Source organism: Methylobacterium sp. J-030 (genome assembly GCF_022829545.1).
Classification (GTDB): Bacteria; Pseudomonadota; Alphaproteobacteria; order Rhizobiales; family Beijerinckiaceae; genus Methylobacterium.
In genome coordinates this window covers 1-21,228 of the sequence record NZ_JAKSYM010000018.1, presented here as the reverse complement: position 1 = coordinate 21,228, position 21,228 = coordinate 1, and the positions used below count along the sequence as shown (strand labels likewise).

Here is a 21,228-nt window from a genome sequence, read left to right as displayed (position 1 = left end):
TTCGACTACCAGCGCGCCGACGCCACCCGCACCGCCCATGACGGCTTCATGCAGCGCGAGGGCGTCTGCCGCGACTTCGCCCATCTGGCCATCACGCTCTGCCGCTGCATGAACATCCCCGCCCGCTACGCCACCGGCTATCTCGGCGACATCGGCGTGCCCAAGGACCCCGCGCCGATGGACTTCTCCGCCTGGTTCGAGGTCTACCTCGACGGACCGTCCGGCCCGCGCTGGTACACGTTCGACGCACGCCACAACTGCCCCCGCATCGGACGCATCGTCATGGCCCGCGGACGCGACGCCACCGACTGCGCGATCTCCACGAACTTCGGCTATGCCCACCTCGCCCGCTTCGACGTGCACACCGACGAGGTGGTCTGATTAACCAGCACGGACGAAAGGGCCTGCGTATTCCGCCGCCAACCAAAATCGTGGCGGTTGTGTGGAACTGGTTGCCTATGCTCACGCTTGTAATGGCAAAGGTTATTGCACAGGTAGGCCACCCATGAAGACCACGGTCACCGCACTCGCCGCGCTGCTGAGCGCGACTGTTCTTGCCGCCACGCCCGTCCTCGCCGCTTCGTCCTACGATCCCTTCGGCACGGAGGACGGCAACGCCTATAGCGCGGACCAGGGCCCGTATGGGTACCAGGGCACCTACACCCCGGGCTACGGCCAGGGCGTGCAGGCCGCGCCGCAGGCGCAGGTCCAGCCAATCCCACGCGAGGTCGTGGCGTTCGATGCGCCTTACGCCCCGGGCACGATCGTGGTCTCCACCGCCGAGCGCCGGCTCTACTACGTGTTGGGCGACGGTCAGGCGCTCCGCTACGGGGTCGGCGTCGGGCGACCGGGCTTCAGCTGGAGCGGCAGCAACACCATCACGGCCAAGCGCGAGTGGCCGTCGTGGACGCCGCCCAAGGCGATGATCGCCCGCCGCCCCGACCTGCCGCGCTACATGGCCGGTGGCATCGAGAACCCGCTCGGCGCCCGCGCCATGTATATCGGCCACACCGAGTACCGCATCCACGGCTCGAACGAGCCGGATACGATCGGCCAAGCCGTGTCGTCGGGTTGCATCCGGATGACCAACGATGACGTCACCGACCTGTACGAGCGGGTCAAGGTCGGCGCCAAGGTCGTCGTGCTGAACTGAGACAGGCGGCCCGGTCGCGGCTGGGCCCTTCCCGTTGAGACCGGCCGCGTCCTCTGCAACGGAAGGCGCGGCTTCGACGTGTCTACGGCACGACGCGGCCGACGGCGGTCTGCGCGGGGCTGAACGAGGCGATCGGCAGATCGCAGAAGCAGCGCACGCCGAGCGGCCGGGCCCCCGGCAGCGGGCATGAGAACGGCTTGGGCCCGGTGAGGCCCTGCTGGACGGCATCGCAATTGAAGCCGACCGGATCACGCTCCACCCGGCGCGGCGGGCGGCGGTCGCCGCGCCCGTAGCCCAGATCCCCGTAGGCCGGGCCGTCGATATACTGCGCCCGGGCGGCCGTGGCGGGTAGGGCCGCGGCGAGCGCCAGGGCGGCGATCGTCATACGAAGAGCGTCACGCAGGCGCGTAGGGCTGGAGACAGCGAGGCGCATCCTTGTATCCTTCGCTCGATGCGGACGTGAGCCGGTCCGCCGGGCGGCTCTCGGCGGGAATACCGGCGAAAACGAGACGGCCCGCCGCCGGAGACCGGAGGCGGGCCGCAAGGCATCACAGCGAACGTGTCTCAGTGCGACGCGCGCTCGGCGGCGTCCTGCGCGTTCTGCGCCGTCTGCTTGGCGGCGTCCTGGCCCTGCTCCATGGCCTTGCGGGCTTCGTCGGCACCCTGCTGCATCGCCGACTTGGCGCGCTCGGCACCCTGCTGCATCGCGCTCTGCGCCAAGCCGCTGAACTCCTTGGCCTGCGCCTGGATAGCGGCGAACTGGCTGCGCACGAACTCGGCCTGGTGCTGCATCGCTTCCTGCATGTCGCGGGAGCGCACGAGCTTCTGGGCGAGGTCGAAGGCCGCGTTCACGTTCTGCTCGGCATACTCGAAGCCGCGGCTGGAGACGTCGCGGGCGTTCGTGCGCGCGAGTTCCGTAGAGCCCTGCACGGTATCGGCCGTGCGGCGGGCCGCGCCGATGAAGCTGTCGAAGGCCTTGCGGGCCTGCTCGACACTTTTCTCGGCCATATCGCGCATTTCGGCGGGGACTTCGTAATTCGGGGGGTTGGCCATGTGTCGTCTCCTCTCGTGTCTGCCTGTGGATGGCTCTTTGTGCACTGCACAATAACCGATTCGCAGCCATATGCCAGCCGCGCCACTGGCGTTAAGGTTGACATAACGTAAACGTGTGACGGTCGTTGCGAACTTTTAGCGCCTGGACGAGAGAGCGTTTACAAAAGGGGCTTGGTCGTCGTCGTTTCTCATCGCGGGGAACGCCGGATTGCGTTGGGGTTCGAGGTCGCGGGTTTTGGAGACGACACTGACACCGGCGGATCCGGAGCGTGAGCACGGCCTTGCCGCGGCGTTCACGGCCTGGAGGCGGCTGCCCAGCCTCGCGGCGGCCCTCACCCTGTCGGACGCGATTCATCTCGTGATCGACGCGGAGGATGGCGGGATCCTGCACGCCACCCCGGCGGCGCGCGCCTTCATCGAGGCGCGTTCCCGACCCGGCCTCGCGGACTTGGTCCGGGAGATCGCCTCCGCAGCGCCCAGCAACGACGCCCCTCGCCTCGCGCGGCTGCGCCTCGATCCCCGCCGGCTCGCGCCGCCGATGCTCTGCTGGTTGGCCCGCGGGTATCGCGAGGACGGGAGGACGGTGATCCTGCTGATCTCCACCGCTCCGGTGGTGTCCCGGACGCGCCAGCGCTCGACGGAGGCCGCGTCGGCGCCGAAGCCGGCGCCCGCCATCGTCCGGGAGGATCGGTTCCTGTGGCGGCTCGACGCCTCGGGTGCGGTGATCCAGTTCACCGGCCCCGACCTTCTGGCGGGCCTCATGGGCCAGCGATGGCAGGATCTCGCGGCGGCCGGCCGTGTGTCCGGCGCCGACGGGGTTCTGGCGGCCCTACGGGAGCGCCGGACCTTTCGCGGCGAGCCGGCGGTGCTGGATGCCGGCGCCGGTCCGTGCCGCGTCGAACTCTCGGGCGCTCCGCTCGGGCGGGGTGAGGCCAGCTTCTCGGGCTTCGCCGGGTTCGGCCTGATCCGAACCCTGCCGACCGCCCGACCGGCAAACCTGCCGGAGGAGTCGCCCGTCGCGAGCGCATCGCCCGAACCCTCCGAGACACCCACCGTTTCGCAGCGCGCAGGGGGCGACGGCGAATCCGGGGCCCCGCACGCTGCCGAGGGCGAGCTTGTATCGGCCGCCCTGTCCACCGACGAGCATGCCGCGTTCCGGGAGATCGCCCGAGCCCTCGGAGCGCGATACGCCGGCGACGAGACACCGTCCGATGGTGCGGCGTCGAGACCGGGCGGCGGCGCGATCATGCCGTTCCCCGGGCCGCAGGCGGGTTCCACGGACCCCCGCAGCGGCCACGGCGGTGCGGCCCCGTTCGCCGAGGTTCTGGCCGGACTTCCGCTCCCGGCGCTGGTGCATCGGGATGGCGTGATTCTCGCGGCGAACCGCCGGCTGCTGGAGCTGACCGGAGATGCCGACGGGGCGGCCCTGTCCACGCGCGGGCTCAACGGCCTGCTTCCGGGCGCGCCGCGGAAGGAGGAAGCGGATCCGGCACCGCGCCTCACCGCGATCACGGAAGCCGGAGGGCAGACCCGGCCGGTCGAGGTCCTACGCAGCGCCTGCAGCTGGGCCGGGGAGGCCGCCACCTGCCTGATCCTGCGTCCGGTCGATGTGGCCGACGCGGCCACGTCCCTCGCCGCCGAGCGCCTCGCCCGTGCCGCGCAGGCCGAGCGGGCCGCCGGCGCCGAAGCCGCCCTGGACGCCCTCGATACCGGGATCGTCACGCTCGACCAGGCGGGCCGGATCGTGGCGGTCAACCGCGCCGCCGCGACTCTATTCGGTTGCGAGCCGCGGGAGATCGTCGGCGGCAGCTTCGTCGCCCAGTTCGATCGGGACTGCGTGCTGACTGTGGCCGATGTCCTGCGCGGTGTGGTGCGGGGACCGCGCCGTGTGAGCCTCGCCGGCGCGGCCATGACCCTGGAGGTCAAGGCGACCGAAGGCGCTAGCCGTCTGTTCGCCCTCCTCGCGCGGACGAACCGGCTCCCCGCGCATCCGCGATCGGAAGCCGCTGATCAGCCGATCCCCGCCGGCAACGCCCTCGCGCGCCTGGATCGCGCCTTCCGCGAACCCCTCACCGGGATGATCGACCTCGCCGACGCGATGCTGAAGGAGCCGTTCGGCACCCTCGGCGACGCGCGCTATCGCGCCTGTCTCGCCGAGATCAAGGTCTCCGGCGACGGGATGCTCGAACGCGTCGGAAAGCTCCTCGACCTCGCGGCCGTGGAGGCCGGCGCCCTGCATCTCGAACCGCGCGCCCTCGATCTCAATGACGTCGCGGCCGGATGCGTGGCGCAGCTTCAGGCGGAGGCGGCCCGTGGGCGCATCGTCGTGCGCACGAGCTTCTCCACCGATCTCGCCGAGTTGGAGGCCGACGAGCCGTCCGTGAGCCGCGCCGCAGCGCTGGTGATCGAGAACGCGATCCGGCGTTCGGCGGCCGGAGGCCAGATCATCGTGTCGACGGGGGCGGCCGAGCGGGCGGCCGTCGCCCTGCGGGTCCGCGATACCGGGGCCGCCGCGCGGGCCGCTGCACTCACCGACGCGGATGTCGAGGAGGGCCTCGCCCTGCCCCGCGCCCTGGTGGAGGCCAACGGCGGCCGCCTCCAGCTCTCGACGCCGGCCGAGGACGGAACGCTGGTGGAGATCATCATGCCTGCGCGGCGGGCGGCGGGCGGCTGAGCGCGGTATTCGCGCGGATCGATACGTGTTTTCGGAACTCTCTACGGGTTCGGCTTGACAGCCCACCGCCAACCCTTCACTCACCGAGTTACATTGCGCCCAATTTATTTAGCAGAATCGGGAGCGCGGCGAGTGGAACGACGATCCTATCGGCGGCGAAGAGTGTAGGCTACGTGACTTTGGAAGACCTGGCTGCGCGGTAGAGACCGCGATACGATCGGGCGCCAAGCAGGGATGGAAAGCCATGGACGGCAAGGTCATCGAGGTACAGGCGGCATGGCGTGAGGGTGCTCACGTCGACGCCGCCAAGTACGAAGACATGTACAAGGCGTCGATCTCCGATCCCGACGCTTTCTGGGGCGAGCACGGCAAGCGCATCGACTGGATGACGCCGTTTTCCAAGGTCAAGAATACCAGTTTCGAGCCGGGCAAGGTCTCGATCAAGTGGTTCGAGGACGGCACCACCAACGTCGCCCACAATTGCATCGACCGGCACCTCGAGACCCGCGGCGACCAGACCGCGATCATCTGGGAGGGCGACAACCCGGACGAGTCAAAGCACATCACCTATCGCGAGCTGCACGCCCAGGTCTGCCGGATGGCCAACGTCCTGCGCAACCGCGGCGTCGGCAAGGGCGACCGCGTCACGCTCTACCTGCCGATGATCCCGGAAGCGGCCTACGCGATGCTCGCCTGTGCCCGGCTCGGAGCGATCCACGCCATCGTGTTCGGCGGATTTTCCCCCGACTCGCTCGCCTCCCGCATCCAGGGCTGCGGCTCCAAGGTGGTGATCACCGCCGACGAGGGCCTGCGCGGCGGTCGCAAGGTGCCGTTGAAGGCCAATGTCGACGAAGCGATCAAGCGCATCGGCGACGATCTGGTCGACCACGTCGTGGTGGTGCGCCGCACCGGCGGGAACATCGCCATGGAGGCCGGCCGGGACGTCTATTATGACGAGGCCGCCGAGCAGGTCACCGACGCGTGCCCTGTGGAAGCCGTAGAGGCCGAGCACCCGCTGTTCATCCTCTACACGTCGGGCTCGACCGGTCAGCCGAAGGGCGTGGTCCACACCACCGGCGGTTACCTCGTCTACGCGTCGATGACCCATCGATACGTCTTCGATTACCGCGAGGGCGATGTGTATTGGTGCACGGCCGATGTCGGCTGGGTCACCGGTCACAGCTACATCGTGTATGGGCCGCTGGCGAACGGCGCGACGACGCTGATGTTCGAGGGCATCCCGACTTACCCGTCGAACGCCCGCTTCTGGGAGGTGATCGACAAGCACAAGGTCAACATCTTCTACACCGCCCCGACCGCCATCCGCTCGCTGATGGGCGGCGGCGAAGGCCCGGTGAAGAAGACCTCGCGGGCTTCGCTGCGGGTGCTGGGTTCGGTCGGCGAGCCGATCAACCCGGAGGCCTGGGACTGGTACTACAACGTCGTCGGCGACAAGCGCTGCTCGATCGTCGACACGTGGTGGCAGACCGAGACCGGTGGCATCCTGATCACCCCGCTTCCGGGGGCCACCGCCCTGAAACCGGGCTCGGCGACGCGGCCATTCTTCGGCGTGAAGCCGGAAATGGTCGATGCCGAGGGCAAGGTCCTGGAAGGGCCCTGCGAGGGCAATCTCTGCATCGCCGATTCCTGGCCGGGCCAGATGCGCACCGTCTACGGCGATCACGAGCGCTTCGAGCAGACCTATTTCTCGACCTATCCCGGAAAATACTTCACCGGCGACGGTGCGCGCCGCGACGCCGACAGCTATTACTGGATCACCGGCCGGGTCGATGACGTCATCAACGTCTCGGGCCACCGGATGGGTACGGCGGAAGTGGAATCCTCACTGGTTGCTCATCCGAAAGTTGCAGAGGCTGCCGTCGTCGGCTACCCGCACACCGTCAAGGGCCAGGGCATCTACGCCTACGTGACGCTCAACGACGGTGAGGAGGGCGACGACGCCCTGCGCAAGGAGCTCGTGACCTGGGTCCGCAAGGATATCGGGCCGATCGCCTCACCCGACCTGATCCAGTTCGCGCCGGGCCTGCCCAAGACCCGCTCGGGCAAGATCATGCGCCGGATCTTGCGGAAGATCGCCGAGGACGATTTCGGATCGCTCGGCGACACCTCGACTCTGGCGGAGCCGGCCGTCGTGGATGATCTGATCGAGAACCGGCAGAACCGGGCCTGATCGTGTCCGCGCCTCCCAGACGGCGGCGCGGGACTTCATCGAGGCGGATGCCGGTGCGGCGCCCGCCTCCAACAAGAACCACGAACCACAACCGCGATGAACCCGAGGGCCGAAGAACCCTCGCGGGAGGAAAAGCCATGAGCAGCGGCACGTCAGTCAACCTGCGGGGGCGCCCTGCGCCCGCGGGGACAGGTACTCTCACGACAGATCTCGACCCGCAGGTCGCGCGGATCGCCCGGGCTCCGGAATTCCAGGACCTGGTGAGCGAGCGCACCCGCTTCGGCTGGATCCTGACGATCCTGATGCTGGTGGTCTATTTCGGCTTCATCGGCCTGATCGCCTTCGACAAATCGCTGCTCGCCGTGAAAGTCGGCGGCACCGCCTCCCTCGGGTTGTTCATGGGCGTGTTCGTGATCCTGTTCGCCTTCATGCTCACCGGCATTTATGTGGCCCGGGCCAACACGCGCTTCGACGCGCTGAGCGACGCCCTGAAGCGGAGCGTGGCCCGATGAACCGCCTCCTCCTCGGCCTGACGCTCGCCGCCGTCGCGGCGAGCGCCGCCTACGCTGCCGGCCCGGACCTCGGCGCCGTGCAGCAATCGGCCACGAACTGGCCCGCCATCGGCATGTTCCTGTTCTTCGTGCTGCTGACGCTTGGCATCACCTACAAGGCGGCCAAGGGCACCAAATCGGCCGCCGACTTCTACGCCGCGGGCGGCGGCATCTCGGCCGGCACCAACTCGCTCGCGATCGCCGGCGACTACATGTCGGCCGCGTCGTTCCTCGGCATTTCCGGCCTCGTCTACACGTCGGGCTTCGACGGGCTGATCTATTCCACGGGCTTCCTGGTCGGCTGGCCGATCGTGCTGTTTCTGATCGCCGAGCGGCTGCGCAACCTCGGCAAGTTCACCTTCGCGGACGTGGCAAGCTTCCGCCTCGACCAGACCGCGATCCGCATCATCTCGGCGGTGGGCACGCTGGTTGTGGTGGCCTTCTACCTGATCGCCCAAATGGTCGGCGCGGGGAAGCTGATCCAGCTCCTGTTCGGCCTGCCCTACCTCTACGCGGTGATCATCGTCGGCGTGCTGATGATCGTCTACGTCGCCTTCGGCGGCATGAAGGCGACCACCTGGGTGCAGGTGATCAAGGCCTGCCTGCTGCTCGGCGGCGCGACCTTCATGGCCGGCGCCGTGTTGTACCGGTACGGCTTCAACCCGGAGACGCTGTTCGCCGCGTCCGTGCAGGTCCATCCGAAGGGCGATGCCATCATGGCACCGGGCGGGCTCGTGTCGAACCCGGTCGAGGCGATCTCGCTCGGCGTCGGCCTGATGTTCGGTACCGCCGGCCTGCCGCACATCCTGATGCGGTTCTTCACGGTCTCGGACGCGCAGGCCGCGCGCAAGTCGGTGTTCTACGCCACCGGCCTGATCGGCTACTTCTACATCCTGACGTTCATCATCGGCTTCGGCGGCATCGCGCTGCTGATGTCGGATCCGAGCTACTTCAAGCTCGGTGCGGCCGGAACCTTCGACAAGCTGAAGGACATGATCGGCGGCACCAACATGGTGGCGGTGAACCTCGCCAACGCGGTGGGCGGCCCGTACTTCCTGGGCTTCATCTCGGCGGTGGCCTTCGCCACGATCCTCGCGGTCGTCGCCGGCCTGACCCTCGCCGGCGCCTCCGCGATCAGCCACGACCTCTACGCTCAGGTGATCGCCCGCGGGCGCACCACCGAGAAGCATGAGGTCAACCTGTCGAAGATCTCGGCGGTGGTGATCGGCCTCGTGGCGATCTACCTCGGCTACGTGTTCGAGAACCAGAACGTCGCCTTCATGGTCGGCCTCGCCTTCGCGGTGGCGGCGAGCTGCAACTTCCCGGTGCTCGCCATGTCGATCCTGTGGCGCGGCACGACCACCTGGGGGGCGCTGGCCGGCGGCCTCGTCGGCCTAATCTCGGCGGTCACCATGGTGGTGCTGTCGAAGGCCGTCTGGGTGACGACGTTCGGCCACCCCGCCGCGCTGTTCCCCTACGACAACCCGGCCCTGTTCTCGATGCCGCTGGCCTTCGCGACGATCTGGGTCGTGTCGCTGATGGACAAATCCCGGCGAGCACAGCGCGAGCGAGCGGCGTTCGAGGCGCAGTTCGTGCGCTCCGAAACCGGGATCGGAGCGGCCGGCGCGCACGCGCACTGATCATAGCGCCGAACATGGCAGGACCGGAGGGCGCGGCGATAGCCGCGCCCTTCCTGTTTTCGGGTCGGTTCGGACCACGGTGCGCGACAGGGCCATGTCTAAGGCCGATCGAACCAACCCCCTCATCCTGAATGGCGAACACAGCGAGCCTCACGACAAGAAGGTCGGATGGGATGGCCGTTCCAACGCACCGGACGTGTGTGGTCGATCAGGGATTCGGACATTCCGCGGCCGGCCATGTTGATGGGCGCGATCACGAACGCTTTACCAATTGACCCGAGCCGGACTTCCTATACCGCATAGGTGATCTGCAACGCGCGCAAGGCGGTGACGCGCGGTGCGTCCCGCGCCTCCGGTCAAACGCCGGCGGGCCGATGGTGTTGGGGAGGGTTAGCCATGGCTGTCGCAACCGCGGTCCCGCGGGCGGATGAAGCGGTACGGCCGATGAGTTCGGCCGAGAAGCGCGTGATCTTCGCATCCTCGCTCGGCACCGTATTCGAGTGGTATGATTTCTATCTCTACGGCTCGTTCGCCGCGATCATCGGCGCACAATTCTTCTCGGCCTATCCGCCCGGGACGCGCGATATCTTCGCCCTGCTGGCCTTCGCGGCGGGCTTCATCGTCCGGCCGTTCGGCGCCCTGGTGTTCGGGCGCATCGGCGACCTCGTCGGGCGCAAGTACACCTTCCTGGTCACGATCCTGATCATGGGCCTGTCGACCTTCGTCGTCGGCGTGCTGCCCAACGCCGCCACGATCGGCATCGCGGCGCCGATCATCCTGATCGCGCTGCGGCTCGCGCAAGGGCTGGCCCTCGGCGGCGAGTATGGCGGCGCGGCGACCTATGTGGCCGAGCATGCCCCGAACGGCCGCCGCGGCTTCTACACGAGCTGGATCCAGACCACCGCGACGCTCGGCCTGTTCCTGTCGCTGCTGGTGATCCTGGCGACCCGCAGCTTCACGGGCGAAGCCGCCTTCGCCGAGTGGGGCTGGCGGATCCCGTTCCTCGTCTCGGTGCTGCTGCTAGGCATTTCCGTTTGGATCCGGCTCCAGCTCTCGGAATCGCCCGCCTTCCAGAAGATGAAGGAGGAGGGCAAGACGTCGAAAGCCCCGCTCACGGAGGCCTTCGGCGAATGGCGGAACGCGAAGTTCGCGGTCATCGCCCTGTTCGGCCTCGTCGCCGGCCAGGGTGTGGTCTGGTACACGGGCCAGTTCTACGCGCTGTTCTTCCTGCAATCGATCCTGAAGGTCGATGGATACACGGCCAACCTCCTGATCGCGTGGTCGCTGCTCCTCGGCACCGGCTTCTTCGTGGTGTTCGGCTGGCTGTCCGACAAGATCGGCCGCAAGGTCATCATCCTGGCGGGCTGCGCCATCGCGGCGACGACGTTCTTCCCGATCTTCAAGGGCATCACGGCGACCGCCAACCCGAAGCTCGAGGCGGCGATCGAGTCCGTGACGGTCACCGTCAAGGCGGATCCGGCGAGCTGCGGGACGCTGTTCAACCCAGTCGGCACCCGGGTGTTCTCGGCACCCTGCGACCTCGCCCGCGACTTCCTGTCGAAGTCCTCGGTGCGCTACGCCACCGCCGCTGGAGCACCAGGCCAACCGACCACGATCCGCGTCAACGACACGGAGATCCCCTATCCGCAGGGGGGCAACGCGGAGGCCAACAAGGCCACCTCCGCCGCGCTCCAGGCGGCCGGCTACCCGAAGGCCGGCGACCCGGAGATCGTCAAGATGGCGAATCCGTTCGACGTCTTCCGGCCGCAGGTCGCGCAGGTGATCGGCCTGCTGTTCATCCTCGTGCTGTTCGTCACGATGGTTTACGGCCCCATCGCTGCGATGCTGGTGGAGCTGTTCCCGACGCGGATCCGCTACACCGCGATGTCGCTGCCCTATCACATCGGGAACGGCTGGTTCGGCGGCCTGCTGCCCGCCACCGCCTTCGCCATGGTGGCCCAGACCGGCGACATCTATTTCGGCCTCTGGTATCCGATCGTCATCGCCGTCGCGACGGTGATCATCGGCGTCTTCTTCGTGCCGGAGACCAAGGATCGCGACATCTTCTCGGACATCTGATCAGCCCGAGCTGGACGAACCCGCGAAAGACGCCCGGGCCGCACACACGGCGCGGGCGTTCTGGTGAATAGGGCATGCAGCTCAGTCGGACGGATGCGGCTCGTTCACCGCCCCCCCTTGCGCCTCGCGACATCCTGCCGCGCCGATAGGCGTCGACGCTCGAACGCGGAAATGTTCGATACATCTGCATTCGCCGACGAAATTATCCTGATGTACAATACGGATAATCATCTATATCCTGATACTGGTATATTTTATGATCAAAATCATTTTTACAATATAACCAATACAGCGACCCAGGAATGGTGCTGGCCTCGGCAGTTTGCTGCGTTGACTGCCTTTCGCGATCCCAAGCAAAAATTTCAGGGAACCTTGTTCGGTTTCCGCCCGTAAATGGCACTCCCAACGAACGGAATGTCAGGATTCAAGACGTGATCAAGAGCGTGACCAAGCTGCGCCGCGATCCCGGCGCAAAGCCACCTCTTCTACTTGTATCATCGTGGTCCTTGGCAACATTCATGTTATGGTTGTTGATCAATATCTACGCAGGACATCCGATCTGGTGGTGGTGATCGCTGGGCTCGAGGTCAGTTGTCCTGCTGGTACCCGTTCATGAAGGCACCGAACAGGTAACCGGATTGATGTGCACCGAGGTAACCCAGCGCGATCAACAGGTGGAGCACATCGAGCCCGTATGTCGTGATGAACAGAGCCATGGACGTGAGCATGATGACCGAGGACGTCATGGCCAGGACGACGACCGTGTAGGTACGTCCAACGAGCCAACCGACCACGAACAACATCACGGCAACCAGCATCTCGTCACCCAGATCGGATCCGTTTGAGGAGATGCCCTGCGCAATCATCCTACAGCTATCCCGACGATGATGACGCGATGAAGTTCTGACTTCAACCCCGGGCTCGACTGCGCGGCAAAGGCCTATACCGTTGGCAGGATGCTCGCAGAGATCGCTCAGACACGGCGTCATTCCGCCGAATCATTACCAATTATACTATCAATAGCGGCGGGACCACTAAACCCTCATTGCAGGCGGCACCCGCCAGGGGCGTGAAATTCGATCCGCGCCGGCCAATCTGCCGGGATCGTTAACGTGGCGGCGCGAGGACAGCGCAGGCGCGGGGGATACGGCCTCGACCGGTTCGGGGGGCAGGTTGGCCGGGTTCGCGTTCGGCTGAAGCCGGCACCGGTTCGGGGCAAGAGCGCGCGTCACGACATGGGCTTAGAGCCGCGCGCGATGGCAACGCCATCGGGCCCGGCTCCAGCCCGGCATGGCCATCAATGCCGGAAGTGGCGGTGACCGGTCAGGACCATGGCGAGCCCGGCCGCGTCGGCCGCATCGATCACGTCCGAATCGCGCATGGACCCGCCGGGCTGGATCACCGCCGTGGCGCCCGCCTCGGCCGCCGCCATCAGGCCGTCCGCGAACGGGAAGAACGCGTCCGACGCGACGACGGATCCGACAGCGAGGCTTTCGGACAGCCCGAGGCGGCTGGCGCCCTCCGCGGCCTTCCACGCGGCGATCCGCGAGGAATCGACCCGCGACATCTGCCCGGCCCCGATCCCGACCGTGGCGCCGCCTTTCGCGTATACGATCGCGTTGGACTTGACGTGCTTGGCGACGCGATAGGCGAAGCGGAGGTCGGCGAGTTCCATCTCGCTCGGCGCCCGCTTGGTCACGACCTGGAGGGGCATGTCGTCGACCACGACTGCGTCCCGGCCCTGAACCAGCAGCCCGCCAGCCAAAGACCGCACGACTTCGCCGGGGGCCCGCGGATCCGGCAGGCTGCCGGCCAGCAACAATCGCAGGTTCTTCTTGCCCGCGACGATCGCGGCGGCCTCAGGCGTGGCGTCCGGGGCGATGATCACCTCGGTGAAGATCGCAACGATTTTTTTCGCCGCCTCGGCATCGAGCGTCCGGTTGAGCGCGACGATCCCGCCGAAGGCGGAGGTCGGGTCGCAGCTCAGGGCCCGCTCGTAGGCTTCGAGCAAGCTTGCGCCCTCGGCGACACCGCAGGGATTGGCGTGCTTGATGATCGCCACCGCGGCCGTGCGGGTGGGATCGAATTCGGCGACGCATTCGTAGGCGGCGTCCGTGTCGTTGAAGTTGTTGTAGGACAGGTCCTTGCCCTGAAGCTGGCGGGCGGTCGCCACGCCCGCGCGGGGCTTACCCGGGGCGCGATAGAAGGCCGCCGCCTGGTGCGGGTTCTCGCCGTAGCGCAGGGCCTGCGCCAGGCTGCCCCCGACGGCACGGAACGGGGCCGGCTCATCGGCACCGAAACGACCCGCCATCCAGTTGGCGATGGCCGCGTCGTAGGCGGCCGTTCGGGCGAAGGCCTTCTGCGCGAGGCGGCGACGCATGTCGGCCCCGACGGCACCGTCATGAGCCTCAAGCGCGGCGAGCACGACGGCATAATCCGAGACGTCGGTGACGACGGCGACGTCTGCATGGTTCTTGGCCGCCGCACGGATCATCGCCGGGCCGCCGACATCGATGTTCTCGATGCAGTCGGCATCGGGCTGGTCGGCCGCGATCGTCGCCTCGAATGGGTAGAGGTTGACCACGAGCAGGTCGATCGCCCCGATCCCGTGGGCGGCGAGCGCCGCCTGATGCTCCGGGTTGTCGCGGATCGCGAGAAGGCCGCCATGCACGGCCGGGTGCAGGGTCTTGACCCGCCCGTCCATCATCTCGGGGAAACCCGTCAGGTCGGCAACCTCGGTCACCGCGAGGCCGGCCTCCTGCAGCGCCCGATGCGTGCCCCCGGTCGAGACCAGCGTGATCCCGCGGGCCTGCAGCGCCCGGGCGAAATCGACGAGACCGGTCTTGTCGGAGACCGAGAGGAGCGCGCGGGAGACCCGCACCTGATCGTGCGCCATGGTTTCGTGCCGAAAGGTTGTGGTTTTTTCGCGCGGTAGCACGGAAACGGGGAGCCGGGCCAGCCGCCGTTCACGCCGGCGCCACGCCCCGCAGCGGCGCCGAGGCGAGCCGCGTGAAGCTCCAGTGGACCTCGACATCGTCGGACACGGTGAGGTGGAGCACGATCTGATCGGTGCGGCGGGGGCCGGTCAATCCGGAGAAGTAGACGCTCTCTTCCAGGGCGATCTCCGCGTTTTCCGCCTGGAATTGCCAGATCTCTCCGAGTGCCGATGCGAGTTCGAGCCCCTCCGACACCCCGCGCACGGCGATGCCGGGATGGAGATGGAAGCGGATCGCCACGTCCTGGGCACGGCGGCGCCCCCGGCTGCCGGCCTTGCCCTGGCGCAGAAAGACGTCGCGGCCCTCCAGGCGCGCCGTCAGGGGGAAGAGCTGCCAGCGGCGCTGATGGACGATCCCGAAATTCGGTCCGAAGCCGTCGTGCCGAGCCGCGAGCAGCACGCTGTCCGGCTCCTCGGCCCGCTCGGCCTCGACCTCGGACGGGCCGCTCAGGACCACGGCCCCCCGCCGCCGGATCAGCCAGTCGGCGACCTGGCGCTCCCCCCACCAGCCGTCGCGCGTCAGGAATTGGCACGACGAGGCGTGGGCTACGGACGCCGTGGAATGGGCCGGCGTCGACCGGGCCAGCAGGCGCAAATCCGGCCCGCTCGCCGGCAGACCGCAATTGACCACGATGCGCTGCGGCCCGCTCGACATCTCGAAGGCGAGGCAGCCAGCCCCGGCATTGACCGAGTAGGGCAGCGGCGGGCTCGCGCCGACATCGGCCACGATCACGATCCGGCCGCCCTCCAGGCGCTCGTAGCCGGAATTCGGCGCGTGCATCAGCGGCTGGGCGAGCGCACCGTCATAGACCAGCAGGGTCGCGAGGTGGTCCGCGTCGGTCGCGCCCATGCCGTTGAAATGACTGAGCGAGGCGTCCGGATGGCGCAGCAGCCGCAGAAGCGGTAGCATCCGGTCGATGGCGCGCAGCAGCGCCAGCGGCGGCTCGACGCTGCGGCTGAGATAGCTCTGGCGGAGCGGCAGCAGGTCGAGCAGCAGCTCCATGGCGAAGCGCGGATCGCGCGAGCGGTGTCCGCCATCGGTCAGGATCTGGCGGTCGAGTTCCCGCGACAGGACCCGGGTCGCCCGCCTGAGGATCGGCTGGATGCCGTCGCAGCACAGGCCGGCATAGCAGAGCGCCACGGCGGCGTTCAGGCGCCATTGCGGCGGCACGCCCCGCCGCAGATCGCGCTCCAGTTGCTGGGCGTTGCGGGCGATCGCCTTGAGGAAGCTCTGATAGAAGGCGTGGTCGGCGCCCTCCAGCACGAGGGGCGACTGGCACAGGAACGAGATCAGCCGCCGGGCCGCCACCGGGGTCTGGCGGGCCAGAGCCGGATCGCCCCGGCCAGCGATGAAATCGGCCACGAAGGCGCGGGCGTTGGCCCGGGCGAGCGCCGTGTCGGCGGCGCGCAGGTGGCGCAGCCAGCCGAAGCCGTAGAGTTCGTCGGCCCATTCCGGGGAGGGCGCGGCGTAGTCGAACGGCGATCCGCCGCTCGCCGCCAGCGAGCGCCCGGCGAACACGAACAGTCCGGCGTAGATGTCGTCCGCGAAGGTCGCGTCGGAGGTGCGCAGGTCCTGGGGGGCGATCACCAATCCGGTCACCCGCATCCGGGCGAGGATATCGGGGGACGCCGTCAGCCTAGCGCCGGCCGCGCGGATCGACCGCGCGACTTCGCGCGCGACGAGCCGATAGAAGCGCCAGCGGTCAGGCCCCCAAGCCACGCGATCTCCGAGCTGCGCGATCTCACAAGGCCCCAAGGCCTCGAGCCCCCGCGGACGAGGATCGGCTGGCACCCGTTACGTCAGGCTAGAGGGGGCCTCTTAACCGCCGGTTTACGCTATGTCATGCCCATCGCTCCGCCGGCGAGGCTCAGTCGCGTCCAAGGGCGGCCGCGAAGGCACGCAGGTTCGAGCGCATCATGTCGAGATAGGTCGGTGCCGGGCCGTGCGGCCCCGAGAGCGCGTCGGAATAGACCCGGCCGCCGATCCGCGCGCCGCTTTCCCGGGCGATCTGCTCCATCTGGCGGGGATCGCTGATGTTCTCCAGGAACACGGCCGGGATGCGGTCCTGACGGATCTGCCGGATGATCGCCGCGACGTCGCGCGGGCTCGCTTCGCTCTCGGTCGATACGCCCTGCGGCGCCACGAAACGCAGGCCGTAGGCTGCGGCGAAGTACCCGAAGGCGTCGTGGGTGGTGATGATCCGGCGCCGCTCCGGCGGGATGCCGTCGATCGTGGCGCGCACCTCCTTCTCCAGCCCATCGAGCTTAAGGAGATAGTCCGCGGCGGCGTTCCGGTAGCCCTCGGCATGCGCCGGGTCGACCTTGGCGAGGCCGTCCCGGATGTTGGCGACGTAGATCCGCACGTTGGCGACGCTCTGCCAGGCGTGCGGGTCGACGGCTTGGTCACCGTGATCGTGCTCGCCTGCGGCGTGGGCATGCGCGTCCTGGGCGGGGATCGGCGTCACGCCCGCAGAGACGACCACGACCGGCGCGCGGGTGCCCGAGGCCCGGATCAGGCGGTCGAGCCAGCCCTCCAGCCCCAGGCCGTTGACGAACACGATGTCGGCCTCCGCCAGCTTGCGCGCATCGGCTGGAGACGGGCTGAAGCCGTGGGCATCGGATTCCGGTCCCACCAGGGTGGACACCGTCACACGCGCTCCGCCGACCGCCCGGACCAGATCCCCCAGGATCGAGAAGGTCGCGACCGCCCGCACCGGACCTCCGTCGGGCGCCGCCTGAGCCGAAATCGTGAGGCTTAGGCTCAGGATCGCGACACCGACCAGCGCTCGGACCGCCGTCCGAATTCCTCCCGCTTCCCGACGCACCGATACCCCTCCCTGACAGACAGAGCCCCGCCACTAATGTAACATTGTTACATACACAAGCGGGATACATGCTTAAGGTTGGATCAGGGCGTCGGGCGCCGTCGCGGCCGGTCCGCCAGCGTCCCGAGCGTAAGACGGAGGTTTCCATGTCCCGACCTTTGAGAGCCGCTCTCCTCGTCACCGGTGCCCTCGGCCTGGGGTTGGCGGGCGCGGCGGTGGCGCGCGATCACGGGCCCGAGGGTTTCCGCGGCCACGGTCGGTGGAGCGCGCTGAGCCCCGAGGATCGGGCGGCGTTCACCGATGCGCGGATCGCCGCCCTCCATGCCGGCCTGAAGCTGAACGCCGATCAGGAGAAGCTGTGGCCACCGGTGGAGACGGCCATCCGCGACATGGCCAAGCTGCGCCAGCAGCGCCGTGAGGCGATGCGCGACCGGCCCCGGTTCGCCGACGATGCCCCCGCGGCCATCCGGTCGATGGCGGACGCCGCGACAGCCCGCGGCGAGGCCCTGCGCAAGCTCGCCGACGCGTCGCAGCCGCTCTACGCCAGCCTCGATCAGGACCAGAAGCGGCGCGCCATGATCCTGGCCCGGCCGATGGGACGGATGGGCGGTCGGCACCATGGCCAGGGCGACGAGCATGGGCCGGGCGGCGACGATCGCTGAGCCGAAAGCCTTGATCCGGAGCGCGGGCGGCGGCACACCGCTGCACCGCCCGCACGAGGGCGGCGCTGATCCGACCCGGTAGGTCTCATGGCGCGCCTTCCCGGCGACACGGTCCCCCTCCTCGCCCGGCTCTGGCGCATCTGGCTCTATCCGCACCGGGCCACCCTCGCTGTCGTGCTGGTGCTGATCGCGCTGGTCGGCGCCTCGACCGGGCTTTATCCCGCACTGATCAAGGCCGCCTTCGACGCCTTCGACCGCAAGGACGCGGCGGCGATCGCCTACGGGCCACTGGTCGTGATCGTGGTGACGGCCACGCGCGGCTTCGCGCTCTACGGCCAGACGGTGCTGACCAACCGGGTCGTCACCCGGGTCGAGGCCGACATGCAGGCGGCGCTCTACGGCCACCTGATCGATTCCGACCTCGCCCAGCTCGGCCGCGAGAGCCCGGCTGCACTGACCCAGCGGTTCACCACCGACTTCGCCTTCATTAAGGAGGCGCTGACGCGCATCTCGACGGTGCTGCTGCGCGACATCGCCATGCTGATCGGCCTCGTGGCGGCGCTGCTCTGGATGGATCCGGTCCTGACCCTCGTGGCCGGGCTGACGGTACCGTTCGTGGCCGGGCCGATCGGGCGGATCGGCAGGAAGCTGCGGCGGGTCTCGACCTCGACGCAGGAGCAGATGGGCGCCACCGCCAGCCTGATCTCCGAGAGCCTCCAGGGCGCCCGCGTCGCCAAGACCTACGCGATGGAATCTTACCTCAAGGGCCGCGCCGCCCAGGCCCTCGACGAGGTGCGCAGCCTCAAGATGAAGGCCGCCAACGCCCGCGGCCGCCTCGACCCGCTGCTCGAGATCGGCGGCGGCATCGCGGTCGCGGGCGTGCTGGTGCTGGTCGGCCAGCGGGTGCTGGCGGGGGAGAAGACGGTCGGCGACTTCACGGGCTACGTGGCGGCCCTGCTCCTCGCGGCCCAGCCGGCGCGGGCGCTCGGAAACCTCAACGCCATCCTGCAGGAGGCGGCGGCGGCGCTGCGACGCTACTTCGATGTGATGGACGAGGCCCCCGCCATCCGCGAGGCGCCCGACGCCCGGCCGCTGACGGTGACCGCCGGGGCGATCCGTTTCGAGGGGATCCAGTTCCGTTACCGGCCGGATGCGCCTGCGCTCGAAGGCATCGATCTGGACGTTCCGCCCGGCTCGGTCACGGCTCTCGTCGGGCGCTCCGGCTCCGGAAAGTCCTCCCTGCTCAACCTCGTCCCGCGGCTCTACGACGTCACCGGAGGCGCCGTGACCATCGACGGCCAGGACGTCCGCGCCGTGACGCTCGCCTCGCTGCGGGCCGCCGTGGCGGTCGTCTCGCAGGAAATCGTGCTGTTCGACGACACGATCGCCGCCAATATCGGTTTCGGCCGGCCCGACGCCGCCCGCACGGAGATCGAGGCGGCCGCCCGCGCCGCCGCGGCGCACGGGTTCGTCTCCGCCCTGGCGGAAGGCTACGACTTCCGGGTCGGCCCCGGCGGCGGCCGGCTCTCGGGCGGCGAGCGGCAGCGGATCGCCCTGGCGCGCGCCTTCCTGAAGGACGCGCCGATCCTGCTCCTCGACGAGGCGACCTCCGCCCTCGATTCCGAATCGGAGCGGCTGGTCCAGGAGGCGCTGACCCGGCTGATGCGGGGCCGGACCACCCTGGTGATCGCTCACCGGCTCTCCACCGTGCGTCAGGCCGACCAGATCGCCGTCATGGAGGCCGGTCGCGTCATCGAGACCGGGCGTCACCAAGACCTGCTCACGGCCGGTGGCACCTATGCGCGCCTGCACAGGCTTCAGCTCTTGGAGCCTGCGGCGGCGGAATAACGCGCCTGTGCGGCGAGGCCGTCATGCGCCGGCTCCGTAGATTCGCGCGCCGGAGCGCGCCATAAGAGCCTCAGCCGATGAGGACCACACCGTGAGCGACCTGACGTTCGAGATCAAAAGCCATCCCAATCCGCGAAGCGCTGACGAGCGGGCCGCGCTCATGGCGAATCCCGGCTTCGGCAAGGTGTTCACCGACCACATGGTGATCGCGCGCTATTCGGCCGGGCGCGGCTGGCACGACGCGCGGATCCAGGCCCGCGAGGCGATCCCGCTCGATCCCGCCGCCGCGGTGCTGCACTACGCGCAGGAAATCTTCGAGGGCCTCAAGGCCTATCGCACGGCCGGCGGCGGCGCGGCCCTGTTCCGGCCGGACGCCAACGCCCGGCGCTTCCGCCATTCGGCCGAGCGCCTCGCGATCCCGCCCTTTCCGGAGGATGCTTTCGTCGAGGCGATGCGCAAGCTGGTCGAGATCGACCGCGCCTGGATTCCGGATACGGCCGATGGCAGCCTCTATCTGCGCCCGTTCATGATCGCCACGGAGGCGTTCCTGGGGGTCAAGCCGGCTTCCGAATACCTGTTCCTCACCATCGCGTCGGCGGTGGGCTCGTACTTCAAGGACCCGAACAGCACCGTCACGGTCTGGGTCTCGGAGCACTACACGCGCGCCGCTCCGGGCGGCACCGGCGCGGCCAAGTGCGGCGGCAACTACGCGGCGAGCCTGGCCGCGCAGTCGGAGGCGACCGCGCAGGGCTGCGAGCAGGTGGTGTTCCTCGACGCGGTCGAGCGCCGCTTCATCGAGGAACTCGGCGGCATGAACGTGTTCTTCGTGTTCGCGGACGGCACGCTGGTCACGCCGCCGCTGTCGGACAGCATCCTGCACGGCATCACCCGTGATTCGGTGCTCACCCTGGCGCGGGAATCCGGCCTCACCGTGAAGCAGGAGCCCTACGCGATCGACGCGTGGCGCGCCGATGTCCGCGAGGGCCGCCTGACCGAGGCCTTCGCCTGCGGCACGGCAGCGGTGATCACGCCGATCGGCACCGTGAAGGGCCGCGAGGAGAGCTTCACCATCGGGAACGGCAAGGCCGGCCCCGTGGCCCAGCGGCTGCGCAACCTGCTCGTGGATATCCAGCGGGGCAACACGAATGATGCCCATGGCTGGTTCCAGAAGGTTTTCTGAGACTGTCCATCCGCATGAATGGGTGGCGGGCGCTGGAGGTTTGCCCCTGTCGTGCGTACGGCCCACCGCGGGTTCTCCCTCCCCCCTCTGCGGGGGAGGGTGGCCCCCGCAGGGGGGCGGGAGAGGGCGATCCGGAGTCAGATAGCGAAGTGACTTACATGCGGGGTTCAATCCAGTTCGGCACCGCGGCTCCCAGCTACCGACCGGGCCTGACGGCCGGTACACCCTCCCCCGCAGAGGGGGTAGGGAAAGACGCGCGCCGCAGCCTGGGCCCCCGACAAGCACCGGCCCCCCCCTCGCCGAGACCGACGGCCTCGCAGCTAACTGGGAAGAGCGTCGTCTAGGTAAAGAGTATAGGTGTGGGTGAGAAGCGCTTG

The 21,228-nt window shown here is 68.5% G+C and carries 16 protein-coding genes; 10 read left to right on the top strand and 6 right to left on the bottom strand.

Annotated features, from left to right (window positions below):
- Positions 1–381 (top strand): transglutaminase-like domain-containing protein (locus MKK75_RS00435; RefSeq protein WP_244040669.1); only part of this gene is annotated, 381 nt, incomplete at its 5' end.
- A gap of 124 nt (positions 382–505) precedes the next feature.
- Positions 506–1,153 carry a L,D-transpeptidase gene (locus tag MKK75_RS00430; RefSeq protein WP_244040668.1) on the top strand — a complete coding sequence of 216 codons (648 nt, stop codon included), beginning with the start codon at positions 506–508 and terminating at the stop codon, positions 1,151–1,153.
- Positions 1,154–1,235: 82 nt separating this feature from the next.
- Here MKK75_RS00430 and MKK75_RS00425 read toward each other — a convergent pair whose 3' ends face one another.
- Together MKK75_RS00425 and MKK75_RS00420 are read right to left on the bottom strand one after the other, a co-directional pair.
- Positions 1,236–1,586, bottom strand: a complete 351-nt coding sequence (locus MKK75_RS00425; RefSeq protein ID WP_244040667.1) for a hypothetical protein — start codon at positions 1,584–1,586, stop codon at positions 1,236–1,238.
- A 131-nt stretch (positions 1,587–1,717) separates the two neighbouring features.
- Positions 1,718–2,206, bottom strand: coding sequence for a phasin (locus MKK75_RS00420; RefSeq protein ID WP_244040666.1), 489 nt, complete (start codon positions 2,204–2,206; stop codon positions 1,718–1,720).
- A gap of 235 nt (positions 2,207–2,441) precedes the next feature.
- On the opposite strand from MKK75_RS00420, the gene MKK75_RS00415 reads away from it, so the two are divergent.
- From MKK75_RS00415 to MKK75_RS00395, 5 genes are all read left to right on the top strand, one after another.
- A complete protein-coding gene (locus MKK75_RS00415) occupies positions 2,442–4,880 on the top strand; it encodes a PAS domain-containing protein (RefSeq protein ID WP_244040665.1) in 2,439 nt (812 codons plus the stop codon).
- Positions 4,881–5,124: 244 nt separating this feature from the next.
- Entirely contained in the window at positions 5,125–7,071 is a 1,947-nt protein-coding gene (gene acs / locus MKK75_RS00410; protein ID WP_244040664.1) for an acetate--CoA ligase, read from the top strand.
- 137 nt (positions 7,072–7,208) lie between these two features.
- The gene (locus MKK75_RS00405; protein WP_244040663.1) at positions 7,209–7,583 is read left to right on the top strand and encodes a DUF485 domain-containing protein; all 375 of its coding nucleotides are present in this window, start codon (positions 7,209–7,211) and stop codon (positions 7,581–7,583) included.
- The gene (locus MKK75_RS00400; protein WP_244040662.1) at positions 7,580–9,262 is read left to right on the top strand and encodes a cation acetate symporter; all 1,683 of its coding nucleotides are present in this window, start codon (positions 7,580–7,582) and stop codon (positions 9,260–9,262) included. Before MKK75_RS00405 ends, MKK75_RS00400 begins: the two co-directional genes overlap by 4 nt.
- A gap of 396 nt (positions 9,263–9,658) precedes the next feature.
- Positions 9,659–11,341 carry an MFS transporter gene (locus tag MKK75_RS00395; protein ID WP_409567491.1) on the top strand — a complete coding sequence of 561 codons (1,683 nt, stop codon included), beginning with the start codon at positions 9,659–9,661 and terminating at the stop codon, positions 11,339–11,341.
- Between the two features lie 587 nt (positions 11,342–11,928).
- Here MKK75_RS00395 and MKK75_RS00390 read toward each other — a convergent pair.
- From MKK75_RS00390 to MKK75_RS00375, 4 genes are all read right to left on the bottom strand, one after another.
- Positions 11,929–12,207, bottom strand: coding sequence for a hypothetical protein (locus MKK75_RS00390; protein WP_244040661.1), 279 nt, complete (start codon positions 12,205–12,207; stop codon positions 11,929–11,931).
- Between the two features lie 431 nt (positions 12,208–12,638).
- A complete protein-coding gene (purH, locus tag MKK75_RS00385; protein WP_244040660.1) occupies positions 12,639–14,237 on the bottom strand; it encodes a bifunctional phosphoribosylaminoimidazolecarboxamide formyltransferase/IMP cyclohydrolase in 1,599 nt (532 codons plus the stop codon).
- A 70-nt stretch (positions 14,238–14,307) separates the two neighbouring features.
- A complete protein-coding gene (locus MKK75_RS00380) occupies positions 14,308–16,056 on the bottom strand; it encodes a heparinase II/III family protein (RefSeq protein WP_244040659.1) in 1,749 nt (582 codons plus the stop codon).
- 148 nt (positions 16,057–16,204) lie between these two features.
- Complete coding sequence (locus tag MKK75_RS00375) at positions 16,205–17,140, bottom strand: metal ABC transporter substrate-binding protein (protein ID WP_409567492.1); 936 nt, start codon at positions 17,138–17,140, stop codon at positions 16,205–16,207.
- Between the two features lie 167 nt (positions 17,141–17,307).
- On the opposite strand from MKK75_RS00375, the gene MKK75_RS00370 reads away from it, so the two are divergent.
- The 3 genes from MKK75_RS00370 (at position 17,308) to MKK75_RS00360 (ending at position 20,851) form a co-directional block, all read left to right on the top strand.
- A complete protein-coding gene (locus MKK75_RS00370) occupies positions 17,308–17,823 on the top strand; it encodes a Spy/CpxP family protein refolding chaperone (RefSeq protein WP_244040658.1) in 516 nt (171 codons plus the stop codon).
- A gap of 87 nt (positions 17,824–17,910) precedes the next feature.
- Positions 17,911–19,671 (top strand): ABC transporter ATP-binding protein, encoded by a 1,761-nt coding sequence (locus MKK75_RS00365; protein ID WP_244040657.1) that lies wholly within the window; start codon positions 17,911–17,913, stop codon positions 19,669–19,671.
- Positions 19,672–19,762: 91 nt separating this feature from the next.
- Positions 19,763–20,851, top strand: coding sequence for a branched-chain amino acid aminotransferase (locus tag MKK75_RS00360; protein WP_244040656.1), 1,089 nt, complete (start codon positions 19,763–19,765; stop codon positions 20,849–20,851).
- Positions 20,852–21,228: the final 377 nt, after the last annotated feature.

Bases quoted from the DNA above. Each gene is read 5' to 3' on its own strand.
- MKK75_RS00430 (WP_244040668.1), top strand. From the start codon at position 506: ATGAAGACCACGGTCACCGCACTCGCCGCGCTGCTGAGCGCGACTGTT.
- MKK75_RS00425 (WP_244040667.1), bottom strand. From the start codon at position 1,586: ATGCGCCTCGCTGTCTCCAGCCCTACGCGCCTGCGTGACGCTCTTCGT.
- MKK75_RS00420 (WP_244040666.1), bottom strand. From the start codon at position 2,206: ATGGCCAACCCCCCGAATTACGAAGTCCCCGCCGAAATGCGCGATATG.
- acs (WP_244040664.1), top strand. From the start codon at position 5,125: ATGGACGGCAAGGTCATCGAGGTACAGGCGGCATGGCGTGAGGGTGCT.
- MKK75_RS00405 (WP_244040663.1), top strand. From the start codon at position 7,209: ATGAGCAGCGGCACGTCAGTCAACCTGCGGGGGCGCCCTGCGCCCGCG.
- MKK75_RS00400 (WP_244040662.1), top strand. From the start codon at position 7,580: ATGAACCGCCTCCTCCTCGGCCTGACGCTCGCCGCCGTCGCGGCGAGC.
- MKK75_RS00395 (WP_409567491.1), top strand. From the start codon at position 9,659: ATGGCTGTCGCAACCGCGGTCCCGCGGGCGGATGAAGCGGTACGGCCG.
- MKK75_RS00390 (WP_244040661.1), bottom strand. From the start codon at position 12,207: ATGATTGCGCAGGGCATCTCCTCAAACGGATCCGATCTGGGTGACGAG.
- purH (WP_244040660.1), bottom strand. From the start codon at position 14,237: ATGGCGCACGATCAGGTGCGGGTCTCCCGCGCGCTCCTCTCGGTCTCC.
- MKK75_RS00370 (WP_244040658.1), top strand. From the start codon at position 17,308: ATGTCCCGACCTTTGAGAGCCGCTCTCCTCGTCACCGGTGCCCTCGGC.
- MKK75_RS00365 (WP_244040657.1), top strand. From the start codon at position 17,911: ATGGCGCGCCTTCCCGGCGACACGGTCCCCCTCCTCGCCCGGCTCTGG.